At 65.3% G+C, this 18,211-nt stretch carries 16 protein-coding genes; 5 read left to right on the forward strand and 11 right to left on the reverse strand.

Going from position 1 to position 18,211, the window contains the following annotated elements; translation table 11 throughout:
- Nucleotides 1–73: 73 nt before the first annotated feature.
- From A5733_RS03855 to A5733_RS03870, 4 genes are all read left to right on the forward strand, one after another.
- Nucleotides 74–1,495: a condensation domain-containing protein gene (locus tag A5733_RS03855; RefSeq protein WP_076239146.1), complete on the forward strand. Its 1,422-nt coding sequence runs from the start codon at nucleotides 74–76 to the stop codon at nucleotides 1,493–1,495.
- A 66-nt stretch (nucleotides 1,496–1,561) separates the two neighbouring features.
- Complete coding sequence (locus A5733_RS03860; protein WP_076239147.1) at nucleotides 1,562–4,555, forward strand: RND family transporter; 2,994 nt, start codon at nucleotides 1,562–1,564, stop codon at nucleotides 4,553–4,555.
- 70 nt (nucleotides 4,556–4,625) lie between these two features.
- Nucleotides 4,626–5,741, forward strand: a complete 1,116-nt coding sequence (gene pe / locus A5733_RS03865; protein WP_076239148.1) for an acyltransferase PE — start codon at nucleotides 4,626–4,628, stop codon at nucleotides 5,739–5,741.
- Nucleotides 5,742–5,796: 55 nt separating this feature from the next.
- Entirely contained in the window at nucleotides 5,797–7,539 is a 1,743-nt protein-coding gene (locus tag A5733_RS03870) for an AMP-binding protein (protein WP_197508395.1), read from the forward strand.
- Nucleotides 7,540–7,545: 6 nt separating this feature from the next.
- Here A5733_RS03870 and A5733_RS03875 read toward each other — a convergent pair whose 3' ends face one another.
- Nucleotides 7,546–8,208, reverse strand: coding sequence for a GAP family protein (locus A5733_RS03875; protein WP_076239149.1), 663 nt, complete (start codon nucleotides 8,206–8,208; stop codon nucleotides 7,546–7,548).
- Nucleotides 8,209–8,299: 91 nt separating this feature from the next.
- Between A5733_RS03875 and A5733_RS03880 the strand changes: the two genes are divergently transcribed.
- Nucleotides 8,300–8,785: a flavin reductase family protein gene (locus tag A5733_RS03880; RefSeq protein WP_067775820.1), complete on the forward strand. Its 486-nt coding sequence runs from the start codon at nucleotides 8,300–8,302 to the stop codon at nucleotides 8,783–8,785.
- A 14-nt stretch (nucleotides 8,786–8,799) separates the two neighbouring features.
- Here the strand turns inward: A5733_RS03880 and A5733_RS26935 are convergent, their stop codons facing one another.
- The 10 genes from A5733_RS26935 to A5733_RS03925 all read right to left on the reverse strand — a co-directional run bounded on the left by A5733_RS26935 (nucleotide 8,800) and on the right by A5733_RS03925 (nucleotide 18,196).
- The gene (locus tag A5733_RS26935; protein ID WP_142253790.1) at nucleotides 8,800–8,961 is read right to left on the reverse strand and encodes a hypothetical protein; all 162 of its coding nucleotides are present in this window, start codon (nucleotides 8,959–8,961) and stop codon (nucleotides 8,800–8,802) included.
- Between the two features lie 75 nt (nucleotides 8,962–9,036).
- Complete coding sequence (locus A5733_RS03885) at nucleotides 9,037–9,888, reverse strand: hypothetical protein (protein ID WP_076239150.1); 852 nt, start codon at nucleotides 9,886–9,888, stop codon at nucleotides 9,037–9,039.
- The gene (locus A5733_RS27650) at nucleotides 9,885–10,913 is read right to left on the reverse strand and encodes a hypothetical protein (RefSeq protein WP_076239151.1); all 1,029 of its coding nucleotides are present in this window, start codon (nucleotides 10,911–10,913) and stop codon (nucleotides 9,885–9,887) included. Before A5733_RS27650 ends, A5733_RS03885 begins: the two co-directional genes overlap by 4 nt.
- Nucleotides 10,910–11,947 (reverse strand): VWA domain-containing protein, encoded by a 1,038-nt coding sequence (locus tag A5733_RS03895; protein ID WP_076239152.1) that lies wholly within the window; start codon nucleotides 11,945–11,947, stop codon nucleotides 10,910–10,912. The genes A5733_RS27650 and A5733_RS03895 overlap by 4 nt, the downstream gene beginning before the upstream one ends.
- Entirely contained in the window at nucleotides 11,944–13,020 is a 1,077-nt protein-coding gene (locus tag A5733_RS03900) for a hypothetical protein (protein ID WP_076239153.1), read from the reverse strand. The genes A5733_RS03895 and A5733_RS03900 overlap by 4 nt, the downstream gene beginning before the upstream one ends.
- Nucleotides 13,011–13,484 (reverse strand): hypothetical protein, encoded by a 474-nt coding sequence (locus tag A5733_RS03905; protein ID WP_076239154.1) that lies wholly within the window; start codon nucleotides 13,482–13,484, stop codon nucleotides 13,011–13,013. The genes A5733_RS03900 and A5733_RS03905 overlap by 10 nt, the downstream gene beginning before the upstream one ends.
- Nucleotides 13,484–14,374: a DUF58 domain-containing protein gene (locus A5733_RS03910; RefSeq protein WP_076239155.1), complete on the reverse strand. Its 891-nt coding sequence runs from the start codon at nucleotides 14,372–14,374 to the stop codon at nucleotides 13,484–13,486. The genes A5733_RS03905 and A5733_RS03910 overlap by 1 nt, the downstream gene beginning before the upstream one ends.
- Nucleotides 14,375–14,383: 9 nt before the next feature.
- Entirely contained in the window at nucleotides 14,384–15,388 is a 1,005-nt protein-coding gene (locus A5733_RS03915) for a MoxR family ATPase (RefSeq protein ID WP_067775800.1), read from the reverse strand.
- Nucleotides 15,389–15,533: 145 nt separating this feature from the next.
- A complete protein-coding gene (locus tag A5733_RS03920; RefSeq protein WP_076239156.1) occupies nucleotides 15,534–16,286 on the reverse strand; it encodes a succinate dehydrogenase/fumarate reductase iron-sulfur subunit in 753 nt (250 codons plus the stop codon).
- Between the two features lie 2 nt (nucleotides 16,287–16,288).
- The gene (locus tag A5733_RS03925; RefSeq protein WP_076239231.1) at nucleotides 16,289–18,196 is read right to left on the reverse strand and encodes a fumarate reductase/succinate dehydrogenase flavoprotein subunit; all 1,908 of its coding nucleotides are present in this window, start codon (nucleotides 18,194–18,196) and stop codon (nucleotides 16,289–16,291) included.
- Nucleotides 18,197–18,211 lie beyond the last annotated feature (15 nt).

Consider the following 18,211-nt stretch of genomic DNA (forward strand, 5'->3'; position numbering starts at 1 on the left):
TGCGAGGGTGTTCCGGTCGAAGATTTGACCGGACTTCGGGGGATGGCGGTCGCCTATCTGGGAGGACGGCGCTTTGCGCATTGGGCAGATAACCGTTGGCGCACTTGATGAATGGACGTTGAGTGGCGGTTCGGTGACTTCTTGGCATCCGACTGTGGAAGCCCAGGAAAAGGCAAGCCGGGCACCGGTCAGTTCAGTGCCGGTCAGTTACATGCAAAGTCAACACCTTCGAAACTATTGCGAACGCAAAGTATTGGGGCTGAACTTTTCTCGGCAGATCATCGCCAGCTGTGAAGTGGCTGGGAAGTGTGACATAGCAGCGATGGATCAGGCCGTCAACGCCTACCTCCGCCGGCACGACACCTTCCGCAGTTGGTTCAAGCAGGTGGATGACGGCGACTTCATCCGGCATGCGCTCGAAGACCCGGCTGACATCGAATTCATCCCGGTCGATCAGGGTGTCATGACCGTCGACGAAATACGTGCCCACGTCATCGATATTCCGAATCCGCTGGAGTGGGGCTGTTTCACGTTCGGGGTAATCCAGAACGAGGAGCACTTCACTTTCTTCGCCGCGATGGATCACGTGCATGGCGATGCCACATTGATCGGCACCACAATGCTGGAAGCAAACGGCATGTATTCGTCGCTGAGCGGAACCGGCCAAGCACTCACATTGCCCGATGCCGGGAGTTTCGACGATTTCTGTATTCGCGAGCGTGACTACACCGCGGAGTTGACGGTGGACTCGCCGGGCGTCCGCGCCTGGATCGAGTTCGCTGAGAACAATCGAGACGGGTTCCCGGAATTCCCACTGCCACTGGGCAATCCGCTGGAGGCCACCCGCAGTGACATGACCTCCGAAGTGCTGATGAATCCCGCGCAGACCGAACGCTTCGAGGCGGCCTGCACGGCAGCCGGGGCACGCTTTGTCGGTGGCCTGTTCGCCTGCCTCGGACTGGTGGAACACGAATTTACCGGTGCACTCACGTATTACGGGCTCACGCCGAGAGATTCCCGAACCGCGAGCGACAATTTCATGACGCAAGGCTGGTTCACCGGCCTGATTCCGATCACGGTTCCGGTGGCGGCGACGTCGTTCAGTGACGCCGCCTGGGCCGCACAGGCGTCATTCGATTCGGGTCTGGATTTGGCGCGAGTGCCGTATTACCGGGTGCTGGAGTTGGCGCCCTGGTTGAACTGGCCGCGTCCCAACTTTCCGGTGTCGAACTTTTTGCACGGCGGCGCGGCGCCGCTCAACGCGATCCTCGCCGCGGCCGACATGGGGCTGGCCAACAACATCGGCATCTATCCCGACGGGCGCTTTTCCTACCAACTGACCATCTACATTTTCCGCTACGGCGAGGGCACGGTCATGGCGATCATGCACCCCGACAACCCTGTCGCCAAGAAGTCGGTCACCCGCTACATGGCGGCGATGAAGTCGGTGGCTTCGCGCGTCGCCGACACCGGTCAGTGGGGCCGCGTCGCCTAGCGGAGCGTTGTTCATGGTCAAGGATTTTCTGCTCGGCCTCACCTTCGGGGCGAAGGTGAGGGTGACATGCGACGGCTAGCTGACCTGGTGGTGCGATGGCCGTGGGTGGTCATCGGGGTCTGGGCCACATTGCTGGTTGCCCTGCCGCTGTCATTCCCGTCGTTGGGTGCGATGGCCGAGAAGCATCCGCTGACCATCCTGCCCGCTGACGCACCGTCGAGTGTCACCGCGGCGAAGATGACCGAGGCGTTCCACGAACCGGGCAACGACGACCTGCTGTTGGTGGCGCTGATCAACGAGGACGGCCTCAAGCCGGACGACGAGGCGGTGTACCGCAAGCTGGTCGACGCGTTGCGCGACGACCAGGCCGACGTGGTGAGCGTGCAGGATTTCGTCGCCACCCCGCAGTTGCGTCCGTTCCTGACGAGCAAGGACAAGACCACCTGGGTGTTGCCGGTCGGCCTCAAGGGGGAGTTGGGCACCCCGCGGGCGATCGAATCGTTCAACCGGGTTTCCGAGGTCGTCGAACGCAGTACCGCAGGCAGTCCACTCGCCGTGCACCTGACCGGTCCCGCGGCCACCGCCGCGGACCTCACCGTCGCGGGTGAACACGATCGGCTGCCGATCGAGATCGCGATCGCCGTCCTGGTCCTTGCCGTACTGCTACTGGTCTATCGCAGCGCCGTCACGATGCTGCTGCCGTTGGTGACCATCGGATCCTCACTGCTCATCGCACAGTCCCTGGTGGCCGGCTTCTCCCACCTCACCGGGGCCGGAGTGTCGAATCAATCGGTTGTGTTCCTCAGCGCGATCATGGCCGGCGCGGGGACGGATTACGCGGTGTTCCTGATCAGCCGCTATCACGACTATCTGCGGTTGGGGAAGGATTTCGACGAGGCCGTCCGGGCGGCGATGGCCTCGATCGGGAAGGTGATCACCGCTTCGGCGGCGACGGTCGGGCTGACGTTTCTGCTGTTGAGCTTCACCAAGATGGGTGTGTTCCGCACCGTGGGCACATCGGCGGCGATCGGGATCGGCGTCGCCTACCTGGCTGGGCTGACGCTGCTCCCGGCCATCCTGGTGCTCGTCGGGCCGCGCGGCTGGGTCAAGCCGCGGCGGGAGCTGACCTCCCGGTTCTGGCGCCGTTCGGGTATCCGCATCGTGCGCCGGCCGGTGCCGCACCTGGTCGCCAGCCTGCTGGTGTTGGCGCTGTTGGCCGGTGCCGCGATCTTCGCGCAGTACAACTACGACGACCGCAAGGTTGTGGCGGCAGATGCGCCGAGTTCGATCGGTTATGCCGCCGTGGAACGCCACTTCCCGATCGCACAGTCCATCCCCGAATACATCCTGATCCAATCGCCGCACGATCTCCGTACCCCGCGTGCTCTGGCGGACCTGGAACAGCTCGCCTCGCGCGTCGCGCAGCTGCCCGACGTCGGCCTGGTCAGCGGCATCACCCGCCCCCTGGGCGAGGTGCCCCGGGAATTCCGGGCCACGTTCCAGGCCGGCATCGTCGGGACCCGGCTCGCTGACGGGTCCGATCAGATCGACCAGCGCAGCGGTGACCTGAACCGGCTGGCGGCCGGTGCCAACACGCTGGCCGGCAGCCTGGCCGACGTACGCACCCAGATCAACCAGATCGCGCCCAGTCTGCAGAGCCTGGTCGACACCTTCTCCTCGGTGCGAACCGAATACGGCGGCGACAAGCTGGTCCATGATGTCGAGGTCGCGGCCAAGCTCGTCGACAGCATCAACGCGCTGTCCAATTCGATGGGCTACAACTTCTCCGCGGTCAAGAACATGTTCGCCTGGATCGGCCCGGTGTTGGCGGCGCTGCAGAACAACACGGTCTGCGACAGCAACCCGTCGTGCAGTGAGACCCGCATCCAGTTCCAGCGGCTGATGGATGCCAACAACGACGGCAGCCTCGACCAGATCAACGACCTGGCGCATCAACTCCAAGGTGTCGGTGACAAGCAGACCCTCAACGCCACGGTCACCAAGCTGAACAAGGCCCTGGCCAGTGTCAGCAAGGCCGTCGGCACCATGGGGCTGAACAAGCCCGGCGGCCCGCAGGCAGGTCTGCGGGATCTGCAGCAAGGGGCCAACCGCCTGGCCGGGGGGAGCCGCGAGGTGGCCGGCGGCGTCGACGAACTCGTCAAGCAGATCAAGGTGATCTCGGCCGGGTTGGACCAGGCCTCGTCATTCCTGCTGTCCATGCGCAACGAGGCTGCGGACCCGGCGCAGGCGGGGTTCAACATTCCGCCCGAGGTACTGGGCCTCGACGAGTTCAAGAAGGCTTCCGCGGCCTACGTCTCGCCGGACGGCCGCTCGGTGCGGTATCTGGTGCAGACCAAGCTCAACCCGTTCAGTTCCGAGGCGATGGACCAGGTCAACGAGATCCAGGACATCGCCCGCGGCGCCCAACCCAACACGACGCTGGCCGACGCCTCGATCTCGATGGGCGGTTTCCCGGCCGCCCTGCGGGACACCCGCGACTACTACCAGCAGGACATCCGGTTCATCATCATCGCGACCCTCATCGTGGTGCTGCTGATCCTGATGGTGCTGCTGCGCTCCCTCGTCGCACCGCTCTACCTGGTCGGTTCGGTGGTGATCTCGTACTTCGCCGCACTCGGTATCGGGGTTCTGGTGTTCCAATCCCTGTTCGGTCAGCAATTGCACTGGAGCGTGCCCCCATTGGCGTTCGTGGTGCTGGTAGCGGTGGGTGCCGACTACAACATGCTGCTCGTGTCACGAATGCGGGACGAGTCGGCACACAGCATGCGGTTCGGCGTGATTCGCACCCTCAGTTCGACCGGTGGCGTGATCACCGCGGCCGGGCTGATCTTCGCGGCCTCGATGGCCGGTCTGCTGTTCTCCACCATCGGCATGGTGATCCAAGGCGGGTTCATCATCGGGGTCGGGATTCTGCTGGACACCTTCGTGGTCCGCACCATCACGGTGCCGGCCGTCGCGACGCTGATCGGGCGGGCGAACTGGTGGCCGTCACGCGCGGGGGTCTCGAAGCCGCTGCGTAGATCGGCGGCCGGCGCGTGACGGCGGCGGGAAGCGCACCGAGGCGATGTATGGGAAACTACGAAACGAAGCGATGCGGGCAGGGGCAGAGATGAAGAAGCTGATCGCTGGAATCACGGTTCTGGTAACTGCCGGTGTCACAGGATGTTTCGGTGTCGGGGCGGCCAGCGCCGACGACACCCGGGCCCCCGGTGGCCCACCGGCTCCCGCGCCGGCCGACCCGGGCACCGCCTATGCCCTGGGCGGCGCCCACGTCCTGGGGATTCCGTATGACGAATACATCCGGATGACCGGTGAGCACTGGTTCCCCGGCATGAAGCGGGTGAAGGTCGACTACCCGGCAGGCCAGGTTCAGGGCCACACCCTGGAACGCTTCTTCCCCGGGATCGGTGCGATCGGTGAGCAGATCTATCCCGGCATCGGTCTCGACGGGCCCAGCATCGGTGAATCGGTCGACGAAGGCGAGGGAAACCTCGACGCGGCCATCCGTAGCGGTGGCCACGGAACCGCGATGGGATTGTCCGAGGGCGCGCTCGTGCTCAATGCCGTGAAGGCCCGCCTGGTCAATGATCCGATCGCTCCGCCGCCGGATCAGCTGACCTTCGCGACGTTCGGTGACCCGATCGCCAGGCATCCGTTCGGCGAGAGCTTCCTGACCCAGAACTTTCCCGTCGGCAGCGTGGTGCCGTTCATGGATTACCGGATACCGGCCCCCGTGGAAAGCCAGTACCACACCGATCAGTTCATCTCGGCCTACGACAGCATCGCCGACTGGCCGGACCGGCCGGACAACTGGATGAGCGTCATCAACGCGATCGCCGGACTGGCCACCGGGCACACCGCGATCGCCTTCACCAACCCGAGCAACGTTCCCCCGCAGAACATTCGGACGACGGTGAACTCCAAGGGTGCGACGACGACGACGTACCTCGTCCCCGAAGAACACCTGCCACTGGTGTTGCCCTTCAAATACCTCGGCTACGACCAGGACACGCTCAACAAGCTGGACGCGATCCTCAAGCCCCGGGTCGACGCGGGCTATTCCCGTAACGACGATCCGGCCACCGCTCCCGTCACGGTGGATCCGGTGAACGGCTTCGACCCCGCAGAAGTCACCGCACCGGCCAACGAGGCCACGTTCGGTGGACAAACCGACCCCATTTCCGAGATTGCCAACGGTGCCCTGTCGTTGCTCGGCGGGCACTGACACCGACACCGACGGATTCCACGAGTAGTACGGACGTGATATGACGCCGACGCCCCTGCCCCAGTCCACCATCCTCTCGATGCTGCACGGCCGTGCCAGCTTGCGCCCCAACGACATTGCCTTCACCTTCACCGAGTACGCCGACGACCCGGCCGGGGTCGCCGAGACGGTGACGTGGTCGCAGCTGTCCCGCCGAACGATGAGTGTGGCCCGCACGATCCGGCGCAGCGCCGCCGTCGGGGACCGCGCGGTGATCCTGGCCCCTCAGGGCCTGGAATACATCCTGGCCTTCCTCGGCTCGATGCAGGCCGGGCTCATCGCGGTGCCGCTTCCGCTGCCGCATCGCGGCTCCAGCCACGACCGGGTGAGCGCGGTGTTCACCGACACCCGGCCCGCGGTGGTGTTGACCACCTCCGCGGTCGCCGAGGACGTCGGTGACTACGTCGATCAATCCCGGTTGGACACGGCGCCCAAGATCCTCGAGGTCGACTTGCTGGATCTGGATGCTCCGGCGGGTGCGGATGACGACATCGAAACCGACACGGTCGAATACCCCACGACGGCGTATCTGCAGTACAGCTCGGGCTCGACCCGACTGCCGACCGGCGTGATGATCTCGCATCGCAATCTGCAGGCGAACTTCGAGCAGTTGATGCGCGGTTTCTTCACCGACGTGCTCAGCCGGTCTGTCGCCGAGGCCACGGTCGTGTCGTGGTTGCCCTTCTATCACGACATGGGGTTGGTACTGGGCGTCTGCGCACCGATCCTGAGCGGATTCCCCGCTGATCTGATGAGCCCGGTCGCCTTCTTGGAGCAGCCGGCCCGATGGGTGCGGGCGTTGGCGTCGAGCCCGAATACCTTCTCGGCCGCCCCCAACTTCGCCTTCGATCTCGCCGCCCGCAAGACGAAGGACGCCGACCTGACGGGTCTGGACCTCGGCGGGGTGCTGGGCATCATCAACGGCGCCGAGCGGGTCGAGCCGGGCACCTTGGAACGATTCTCAGATCGATTCGCGCACTTCAACTTTCGTGACGAGATGCTGCGTCCGTCGTACGGGATGGCCGAGGCCACCGTGTTCGTGGCGACGGGCACGTGGAACGAATCCTCGGGGGCGGTGGCGTTCGACACCGACGAACTGTCGGTGGGACGCATCCGCCGGTCGACGCGATCGGCCGGCACATCCCTCGTCAAATACGAGCTGCCGCAATCGCCGATCGTGCGGATCGTGGACGTCGACACCCACCGCGAGTGCCCACCGGATGTGGTGGGCGAGATCTGGGTGCACGGCGACAATGTCGCGTCCGGTTACTGGAGCCGGCCTGCCGAGGAGCAACAGTGCTTCGGCGCCACTCTCGTCGACCCGACCCCGGGCACGGTCGAGGGCCCCTGGCTGAAAACCGGAGATCTGGGTTTCGTCTCCGAAGGTCACCTGTTCATCGTCGGGCGCATCAAGGACCTGCTGATCATCCGCGGTCGCAACCACTATCCCGAGGACATCGAGGCAACCGTCCAGCAGATCACCGGGGGCCGGGTGGCGGCCATCTCCGTCCCGGTGAACAGCACGGAGAAGCTCGTCACCGTCATCGAGCTCAAGAAGCGCGGGGAGGAGGCGGTGCATTGGCTCACCGGGCTCAAGAGTGAGGTCACCTCGGCGATATCGAACGCGCACGGCTTGAACGTCGGTGACCTCGTGTTGGTGCCGCCCGGATCGATACCGACGACGACGAGCGGCAAGATCCGACGAGCGGCCTGCGTGGAGCAGTATCGGCAGGACGAGTTCGCCCGGTTGGACGCCTGAGCTTGTTTACATGCCGATGAGGCCGGCGACCAGCAGCACACAACCGACCGTGGCGACCACCGCGGCCACCTTGCGGTGGCGTTGCGTCTGAAGCCATTCGTGCAGGGCTGACAGCGCGGCGCGGGTCCGCTCGGGAGCCAGCAGGTAGGAAATCAGCGGGATCTCGACGAGCCCGAATGCCACCACGTTGAACAGCAGCAGCGCACCGACCTGGGTGGCGGCCGCGGCACCCGAGGCGACGATGAGCGCGAGCGCGGCGAGATAGTCGACCGACGGTAGGGCGATGCCGAGGCCCGCGGCGCTCGCCGTCCACAGCGAATGACCGCCCAACAATTGCCTGGCGCGGGTCACGAGCTGCCCGGGTTCCCGATCGGGTTTCGGCGTGAACATCCTCGCGGGCCGGCCGGCGGCCCGGCCGGCCGCGGCCAGCAACGCCACCGCTCCCACCGCGAGCTGAACCCTGGGCAGTGTGAAATGGGACGAGCCCAGTGCCGGCCGCAGGATGAACAGCACCACCACTCCGACCGCGGTGCCCATCGCGAATCCGCCGATCAGGAAGGCCAGCAAGTGCAGCAGCGGACGCGGCCGGTTGAGCATCACGATCGTCATACCGATCCGAAACGGCTCCAGGCTGACTGCCGCGGCCATCACCAGGAGCGTGATCCACATGATGGGCGCCAACTTACTCCGCCAACGTTGTCCCGCTGGCCGCACCCGGACCTGCGCGGTGTGGGTCGGCACATGTGAAGATGGAGGTGTTATGAGTGCAACAGAATTGAGCCCGACGTCGCTGCGTGAAGCGTTCGGCCACTTCCCGTCCGGTGTCATCGCGATCGCTGCCGAGGTAGAGGGCACCCTGGTCGGCTTGGCCGCCAGCACCTTCGTACCGGTGTCGCTGGACCCGCCGCTGGTGTCGTTCTGCGTGCAGAACTCGTCGACCACCTGGCCCAAGCTGAAGGATCTTCCGTCGCTGGGGATCAGTGTGCTCGGGGAGTCCCATGACGCCGCGGCACGCGCCCTGGCCGCCAAGACCGGGGACCGCTTCGCCGGGCTTCAGACCGAGTCACGTGAGTCCGGCGCGGTGTTCATCCACGGCACGAGCGTGTGGTTGGAGAGTGCCATCGAGCAGTTGGTGCCCGCCGGCGACCACACCATCGTGGTGCTGCGGGTCAGTGACATCACGGTCAACGCCGAGGTGGCGCCGATCGTCTTCCACCGCAGCACGTTCCGCAAGCTCGGCGCCTGAGCTTCCCGTTCGGGTCAGGGCCGCGCGGCGAGCTCATCGCGGTACTTGGCGATGCGCTGCTCGATCTCTCCGGCATCGGCGGGGCGGCCCTCTTTTCGGGCCAGCTCCGCCCGGGCCGACAGTTCCCGGATCGCGGTGCGGATCTCGTTGACGCTGTGGATCTGTCCCATGCTCATGGAGCTGCCTTTCAATGCTGATTTCGGCTGATTGGCTGCTTTCCGGCGAGCCTACCCGCCGATTCGAGGATCGGCTCAAACCTCCTGCAGCCCGATGATCACTTTGCGGAACAACTGCGCACCGGCGTCCTTCTGAGCCGGCGGGCACGTGACATTCACAATCATTCCCCGGACCAGACCGTAGTAATCGCACTCCTCGGTCTCGGTCGTCGTCAGGGCGAAGGAGTCGTCGGCGGCCGATTCCGGCGCGGCCGTCACCAGATGGTCCAGGGTCCGCGTCTTGGTCTCGATGACCTGACCGTTCTTGCTGACGACGGTGGTCACCTTGGCGCCTTTGCAGCGCTCGTACCACTGGCGGCTGAAGTCGAGGCTGGTCGGATCTTTCGACACGAACACCGTCAGCGAGAAGGACTGACTGTCTTCCTTGTTTCCGCCCGGATCGTCGACGGGGTACATCAAGCGCGAGATCCGGGAGTCCTTGTAGCGTTCCGGATCTTTGTCGTCACTTCCGAAGTCGTACTTGGCGTTGTACATCGGGTCGTCGTCGGACGTGCAGCCCGCGGGATCGGACGAGAACGTGTACTTGCGGTCGGGGTCGTAGGAGGAATCCGTGCCGCGGTCCATCTTCGTGTAGTCGAATTCGGTGTAGCCCGGCGGATACAGCGAATCGAAATCGATCGCGTTGAGGATCATCGTCGGCGGTTTGTCGCTGAGCAGGGGTCTGTCCGTGTCCGGTGCGTCGGCTTGGTCGATCGGCGCTGTGCGCGGCCAGGCCAGCCACGCCACCAGTGCGACGGCCAACAGCACCACGACGGCGACGCCCACGCCGCCCAGGACGATCGTCCGGCGGGACAGCTTCCGCGCACGGGCCGCACCTGGCGGTGCCGAGTATGACCACTGGTCGGGCATCCCGTTGGGCCCGGTCACGGCTGCGGTCCTGCGGTACTGCACATGGCGGCGGTCAAATGGCCGAGCGGAGTTCCGTCCGGATCGCAGAACCCCGGACCGTCGGCCGGACGAAGCTCCACGTGATCGGGATATTCCACGGGTCCGTCGGGGCCAGGTGCCTGACCCGGACCTGGGCCTTGACCTGGCGCCGGCGCCGGCGGCGGGGCATCGGCGGGCGCGGGCTGGTTGGGATCCGGCGGGGGCTGCTGTGCCTGCTCTTGTTGCTGCTGAGCCTGGCGCGCGGCTTCCGTCTTCTGTGCCACCTCCCGGTCCTTCATTGTGATGCAGTCCTTCATGCGGGCTTCGTCATCGGGATAGGGGCAGGGGCCGGTCTTCGATTCGGTGAAGTCGATTCCGCCGCCGGGCGCACGTTTGTAGTCGTAGCCGTCGGGTGTCTTCGTCAGCGCTCCGCCTTTGAGCGCCGCCAGCTTGTTGGTCAGCCGCTCGGGTGTTTCGCCGACGAACGCGCGGACGTCCGGGCTCGCGGAGGGGAACGTCGTGAAGCAGCCGGTGTCGCCGGTGGCCGCGTCCACCGCGGGGCTGAGGATCTCCCGCGCCTTGGTGAAATGGCCCTGTTTGAGTTCGTTGTCGCTCAACTTCTCGGAGATCAGGGCGAAGTTGCCACGCGGCGGGCACGCCTTCGGTTCCTGTTCGTGTGCGGCCTTGAACTGCTCAAAGGCGCCGGGAACGTCGCCGCGCAGCATCAGCAGGTCACCCTGGGCGTGCTTCTCCCGGAAGCCTCGGCCGATGTTGCCGACATCGATCCACTCGAGAGTGTTCTGCATGGCCGCGTCGTCGCGGGCGGCGAACTGACCGGGCAGCTTGTTGCCGAGGATGCCGACGCTGGCGATCTTGACCGCCAGCAGGAGCAGCAGTACCAGCACGGGAGTCGACCAGAGCAGAAGCGTGCGCCGCAACTGCAGGCGGCTCGGTCGGGCGGAGGCCGGCTTGTGTTCGGTCGCCGGTGCCGCGCTCGACTCGGTGGGTGGGAGCGTCTGCGTCATTTCCGTAGAGTCCCCCTTCGGCGCCGCAGCCAGTGGCCGGCCAGCCCGTACAGTTCGACGCCGAACAGCGCTGCGGCGATCGCGGCGAAGAACCAGTAGAACTCGATCCGGTCCGGGTGCGGGACTTTGGGAACGATCGGGTCGGCCGGGATGGCCTGCGGGACGGCCGAGGGCAGCTCGTCGGCGTCGATCAGCCCGCTCTCACGTTTCTCGAACGGAAGTCCCAGACTGTCGGCCGCGGCGGTCAACGCTTCTTCGTTGAGCGGCACGTCGACGGTGTCATAGTTCTTGCCGGCGTAGACGCGGGGTTTGGTGTCGTTGGTCCCGTAGCCGAACACCGCCCCGCCGGATACCTGAGCCAACGGGATGTCGAACGCCGGGTCGTCGGTGTCACTGCCCGCACCGAAGATGAAGACCAGGTTCGCCGATCCCGGATACCGGCGCGAGGCTGCATTGAGTTGGTCTTTGAGCAGCGAATTGGCTACCGCCACATCGGTTTCCACCACGCCGTCGGTCGATCGTTCGCCGTAGGGTTCGACGTTCTGCAGGAACGGCGCCAGGCTCCACTCGTCGCGGGAGATCGGCCAGTCGACGCGCGCGGTGTCGGCGTAGGAGATGACCGCGAAGCGGGCGTCGGGATACTTGGTCAGCACCACCTGGGCGTCTCTCATCGCGCCCTCCAGTCGGGTTTCGCTGTCGCCGTAGGCGGTTCCTGCCGAACGGCCGAAGCCGTTCGCATTCATGCCGGCCGAGCGGTCGATCACCAGGAACACGTTGATGTTGGATTCCTCGGCGGTGGCGGTCAGCCGAGGCGGGCGTTCGGCGTCGGACTCGTCGCCGAGGCGGGTGGCGGCCAGGCCGAGGCTCAGGATGGCCACCACGGCCATCGTGAGCCGTAGCCATTCGCGGCCGACGGGCATCCTGCCCCGGCGCCGGGCCGTGACGATGGCGGCCGTCACCCGCAGGCCGACGGCCACCAGCACGAGCAGCACGATGAGCCAGATCGGGAACACCGGGGCGACACTGAGTTTCACAGCCGCATCCCCAGCCGTGCGGCGGCAAGTCCGACAGCCGCGATCAACGCGATCTGCAGCAGCAGGTCGGGCACGTCCCATCGGAACGGATGCTTCTGTTCCTCGCGCTGCTCATCGAGTGCCGACGGCGGTGGGTTCGACAGGATCTTGTCGATCGCGCTCGACAGCTCCTCTTTCTGGTTGTCGATCTTCCGCGGTGTCGCGTCGTCGCCGACGATGCCGCCCACCTCGGTGTACAGGTATTGGCGGCCACCGGATTCCTTGACCAGCTTGGTCACGAAGTCGCCGGGATGGGTGCCGGGCACGATCGTGTTCACCTGGATCTTTGTGTCCTTGACGATCTCGGCCAGCATGCCGTCGGAGTACGTGGGCGGGGTGTCGGAGTAGCTCTTGGTGCCACCCACGTAGAGGATCACCCGGCCGCGACCGTTGTCCGAGCCGACCGCGGGAAGACCCATCGCGCACATCGCGATCGTGTCGTTGATCGACGACCTGGCGTCGGCGTAGCGGTTGTACAGCTCGCTGTCTGACGAAAATGCCGCCGCAGGATTGTCTTTGGCCGACGCGGCCTCGGCGACTTTGGCGATATCGGAGAGGCGTTGTGACACCCATGGCAGGTCGGAGGTGACCGGGAAGTTGCGATAGAACTCCTTGGTCATCCCGATGCGCTGATTGCCGAAGCCGTCCACTTTCTCGCTCACGATGTTCATCAACTGGGATATGGCAGAGCTGTCGGTCAAGCCGATGTTGTAGAGCGGACCGAAGCACAACATGATGTCGACATTCGGGGTGTCCGACCCGGCCAGCTGCGGTTCGTAGGTTTTGGTCGGGCGCAGGGTGGCACCGATCAGCATGAACACCGCGACGATCGCGAACACCAGCGCCGCGACGGAAAGACGCTCGTGCAGCCGCAGCGCACGTTGATACTCGGGCAGGGTCGTGATCCGGTATGACCGTGCCAGATAAGGCAATTCGCCCTGCCAGCCGAAGCGGGTGCGCCGCATGGCGTACCACACCGCCACCCCGATGGCGATGGCGATCGGCAGGAGCAGAAGGGGCCATTTCACGCCCATGTCAGCACCGCCGTCCGGGCCGCGTCGACGACGCCGGGTACCGACCGCGGATCGGCCTCGTCGAACTGGCCGGTGTAGGTCATCGCCAGCACGTTGAGGGCGGGACCGGCGAGCGGGCTGTGCGCGACATCCGTCGCCGTCATCCGCCGGGCTTGGAAACCGGTGCGAAAGTCGATGAAACTGCGGAAGATCCGGCTGATCTCGTGGAAGGCGTCACGCGTGGACAGCCGGCCCTCATGGTGCAGCTGTTCGATCCTGGTCAGCGACCGGGAGAATTTGAAGCGCAGCACCCGGTAGCTGATGTCGCGGATGACGGGAATCCTCCGGAGCACCTCGATGGGCAGCGTCCACACGATCACCCCGACGATCCAACCGATGATGAGCAACACCAACAGCGCGGCGCCGATCACCCACCACACCGAGTACGGCATCGGTGGAAACAGAAACTCGACCGCATCGTGCATCAGGACCGCCCCTCCGACAGTGCGGACAGGGCCGGCCCGATGTCGGCGCTGGAGGAGATCCGCACACACGGGCTGTCGAGTTGCGCGATGAAGGACTGCCATTCGGCCATCCGGGCCGCCTCCGCCCGGCGATAGGAGTCCAGCACTTTGGCGCCGAGGACCGACGGCGTCAGCAGGGCCCGGCCGGTGGCGACGTCGAGCACTTCGTCGGCAGCATGCGGCTGGCCGAGGATGTCGAGGTCCTCGATCAGGATCCAGTGGATCGCGTTGCGGCCCCGCACCGTCATCGCCGCCGCAACGAGATCCGGTGTGACAGCGGGTTGATCGCAGACGATGTAGATGGCGTAGCGCTTGTCGAGGGTCCCGGCGACGAACTCGAGCTGCCGCACGATGTTGGACGGGTTGCCCACCTCGATGCGCAGGTGGCTGAGCAGGGTCAGCATCTGTTCGAGATGGTCCTCGCCGGTCTTGCCGGGCTCGATCGACGAGCCCCGGTCGTCGCCGTAGACCAGGCTGATCTTGTCGGCCTGCGCAGAGGCCACCAGACCGACCGCGCCGAGCGAGAGGATGGCCAGGTCGCGTTTGCTTTCCCCGCTGGGCGCGTGGGCCAGCAGGTTCGCGCCAGTATCGGCGATCAGCAGGAACTCCTGGGCTTTTTCCGCGACGTAGCGACGAACGACGAGGTGCGTGTTGCGGGCCGAGGCCTTCCAGTCGATGTCGCGGACATCGTCACCGATGGCGTACTCGCGCAGGTCGACGAAATCGTCGGAGCGGCCGAACTGCAGCGAGGTGTGGCCGCCCTCCAGGACCCGGTGTGACCGCAGCCGCATCCCCACGGCCCGAGGGTCGAAGTTGAGGTGGGCGCGGACCCGGTTGAGAATGTCCCCCATCGTGGCTCGTTACGGCGTCGGCACGCGGTGCAGGATGCCGTCGATCAGATACTCGGGTGTGATGCCCTGAGCCGAGGCCTGGAATTTCAAGATGATGCGATGTCGGAGGACACGTTTGGCGACCGCCTTGACGTCGTCCGGCACGGCGTAGGGCCGGCCTTCCAGTAGCGCGTGGGCGCAGGCCGCCCGGCACAGGGCGATGGTGGCCCGGGGGCTGGCGCCGAACTGGATGAGGTCGGCGAGTTGGGGTTCGAGGTAATTCTTGGGATGGCGGGTCGCGTTCACGATGTAGCTGGCGTACTTGACGATCGACCGGTCGATGAACACCCGCTTGAACATGGTCTGAAGCCACAGCACGCGCTGCGTATCGAGTTGGCCGTTGCCGGCTTGCGGATGGTTGTCGAAGACCCCGCCGGCGATCCGGGCGATGACTTCCTCTTCCTCGTCGGGGGAGGGGTAGGTGAGGATGTCTTTCAGCATGAAGCGGTCCATCTGTGCTTCGGACAGCTGGTACGTGCCTTCTTGGTCGATCGGGTTCTGCGTCGCGAGCACCAGGAACGGGTTCGGCAGCGGGTAGACGGTTCCGCCGATCGTGGTCTGCCGCTCCTCCATGGCTTCCAGCATCGCGCTCTGGGTTTTCGCCGAGGACCGGTTGATCTCGTCGAGCAGCACGATGTTGGCGTGCACCGGGCCGAACGAGACCTTGAACTCACCGTTCTTCTGGTCCCAGATCTGGCCGCCGGTGATATCGCTGGGCAGCAGGTCCGGCGTGCACTGAATGCGTTGGAACCGGGCGGACAGGCTCTCGGCGAGGGTCTTTGCCGCTGTCGTCTTGGCCAGTCCGGGAACGCTTTCCAGCAGGACATGGCCGGAGGCGATGAGCCCGATCAGCAGGGACTGCTGCAGTGTCTTCTGGCCGACGATCTTCGCCGACAGGGCGTTTTGCAGGTACTGGACCGTCCCACCGACGCGTTGGAGATCCTCGTGGGACAGCTGAGGCCCGGACAACTGCATGCGTATCCCCCGTCGAAGCGCGCGTGATGTCGATTGAGCCTAACAACGGTCGGGCTGGCGCGGGTACACCAAAATTTTTGTCCCGACGGTGCGTTCAGATCGCGAATTCGTGCCGGATCGCGATCTGAACGCACGCTCGGGGTGACTACTTGTGCCGGAAAAGCTTGTTGCCCAACCACACAATCGGGTCGTACTTGCGGTCGGCCACACGCTCCTTCATCGGGATCAGCGCGTTGTCGGTGATCTTGATGTTCTCCGGGCACACCTCGGTGCAACATTTGGTGATGTTGCAGTAGCCCAGCCCGAACTCGTCCTGGGCCATCTCCTGGCGGTCGGCGACGTCGAGCGGATGCATGTCCAGCTCGGCGATCCGCATGAGGAACCGCGGGCCGGCGAACGCCTGCTTGTTCTCCTCGTGGTCACGCACCACGTGGCAGACGTTCTGGCACAGGAAGCACTCGATGCACTTGCGGAACTCCTGGCTGCGGCCCACGTCCTCCTGTTGCATCCGGTACTCGCCGGGCTGCAGATCCTTAGGTGGCGTGAACGACGGGATCTGACGCGCCTTTTCGTAGTTGAACGACACGTCAGTCACCAGGTCGCGCATCACCGGGAATGTCCGCAGTGGCGTCACGGTGACGGTTTCCGACGGGTCGAACGTCGACATCCGGGTCATACACATCAGGCGTGGGCGGCCGTTGATCTCCGCCGAGCAGGATCCGCACTTACCTGCCTTGCAGTTCCACCGCACCGCCAGGTCCGGGGTTTGGGTGGCCTGCAACCGGTGGATGATGTCGAGCACCACTTCGCCGTCGTTGACCTCGACGGTGTAGTCCTGCAGTTCGCCGCCGGTGTCGTCGCCGCGCCACACCCGCAGGTTCGCGTTATACGCACTCATGCTCAGCCCTTCCGATCGGGGTGCTCGGCCAATTCCTGGTCGGTGTAATACTTTTCGAGTTCGGACAGCTCGAACGTGGCGAGCAGGTCCGCCCGCATCGGCAGCTGCGACTCGGGCGTCACCGTGACGTCCGGCACCACTTGATCCTCACCCGCAGCCCGGCACACCAGGAGGGTGTTGCGCCAGTTGGCGTCCATGTCCGGATAGTCGTCGCGAGTGTGCCCGCCGCGGCTCTCGGTGCGGGTCAGCGCGGCTTTGGCGACACATTCGCTGACCAGCAGCATGTTGCGCATGTCGATGGCCAGGTGCCAGCCCGGGTTAAAGGCGCGGCCGCCCTCGACGCTGACGTGGTGCACCCGGGTGCGCAGCTCGGCCAGCTTGGCCAGGGCCTCCTCGATCTCGTCGGCCTTGCGGATGATGCCGACCAGATCGTTCATGCACTGTTGCAGCTCGGCGTGCAGGGTGTACGGGTTCTCCGGATTGGCGTGTGTTTCGAAGGGCGCCAAGGCCAGTTCGGTGGCCTCGATGAGCGCGGCCTCGGAAACCTTGGGCCGTTCCGGCAGCTTCTGCACGTAATCGGCCGCACCGAGCCCGGCCCGCCGACCGAACACCAACAGGTCCGAAAGCGAGTTCCCGCCAAGCCGATTGGAGCCGTGCATGCCGCCGGAGCACTCGCCGGCGGCGAACAAGCCGGGCGTGGCGGCTCCGCCGGTGTCGGGATCTACCTCGATACCACCCATCACGTAGTGACAGGTCGGGCCGACTTCCATCTCGTCCTTGGTGATGTCGACCTCGGCCAGCTCCATGAACTGGTGGTACATCGAGGGCAGGCGTCGCTTGATCTCCTCGGTGGGCATCCGGGACGCGATGTCGAGGTACACGCCACCGTGGGGTGAGCCGCGGCCGGCCTTCACCTCGGAGTTGATGGCGCGGGCGACCTCGTCGCGGGGGAGCAGATCAGGGGTGCGGCGCGCGGAGTCGTTGTCTTTGAGCCACTGGTCAGCTTCTTCCTCGGTCTCGGCGTACTGGCCCTTGAACACCGAGGGGATGTAGTCGAACATGAACCGCTTGCCCTCGGAGTTCTTCAGCACCCCGCCGTCACCGCGGACACCTTCGGTGACCAGGATGCCCTTCACCGACAGCGGCCAGACCATGCCGGTCGGGTGGAACTGGATGAACTCCATGTTGATCAGGCCCGACCCGGCGCGCAGGGCCAGGGCGTGGCCGTCGCCGGTGTACTCCCACGAGTTCGACGACACCTTGAACGACTTGCCGATGCCGCCGGTGGCCAGCACGATCGCCGGGGCTTCGAACAGCACGAAGTTGCCGGTTTCGCGGTAGTACCCGAACGCGCCGGCGATGCGGTCCCCGTCCTTGATGAGTTCGGTGATCGAGCACTCGTGGAAGACCCTGATTCGCGCCTCGTAGTCGCCGAGTTCGGCCTTGTCCTCCTGCTGCAGTGAGACGATCTTCTGCTGCAGGGTGCGGATGATCTCCAGGCCGGTGCGGTCGCCGACGTGCGCCAGCCGCGGGTAGGTGTGTCCACCGAAGTTGCGCTGGCTGATCCGGCCGTCCTTGGTCCGGTCGAACAACGCGCCATAGCTCTCCAGTTCCCACACCCGGTCCGGTGCTTCCTGCGCGTGCAGTTCGGCCATCCGCCAGTTGTTGAGGAACTTGCCGCCGCGCATGGTGTCACCGAAGTGCACCTGCCAGGAGTCCTTGGTGTTGACGTTGCGCATGGCCGCGGCGCAACCACCCTCGGCCATCACGGTGTGCGCCTTGCCGAACAACGATTTCGTCACCACGGCCACCCGCAGGCCACGTTCGCGGGCCTCGATCACCGCGCGTAGTCCGGCTCCGCCGGCACCGATCACGACGACGTCGTAAGTGTGCCGTTCCAACTCGCCCATGAAAATCCCCACTCG

It is taken from the genome of Mycobacterium sp. NS-7484 (genome assembly GCF_001953975.1).
Taxonomy (GTDB): Bacteria; Actinomycetota; Actinomycetes; order Mycobacteriales; family Mycobacteriaceae; genus Mycobacterium.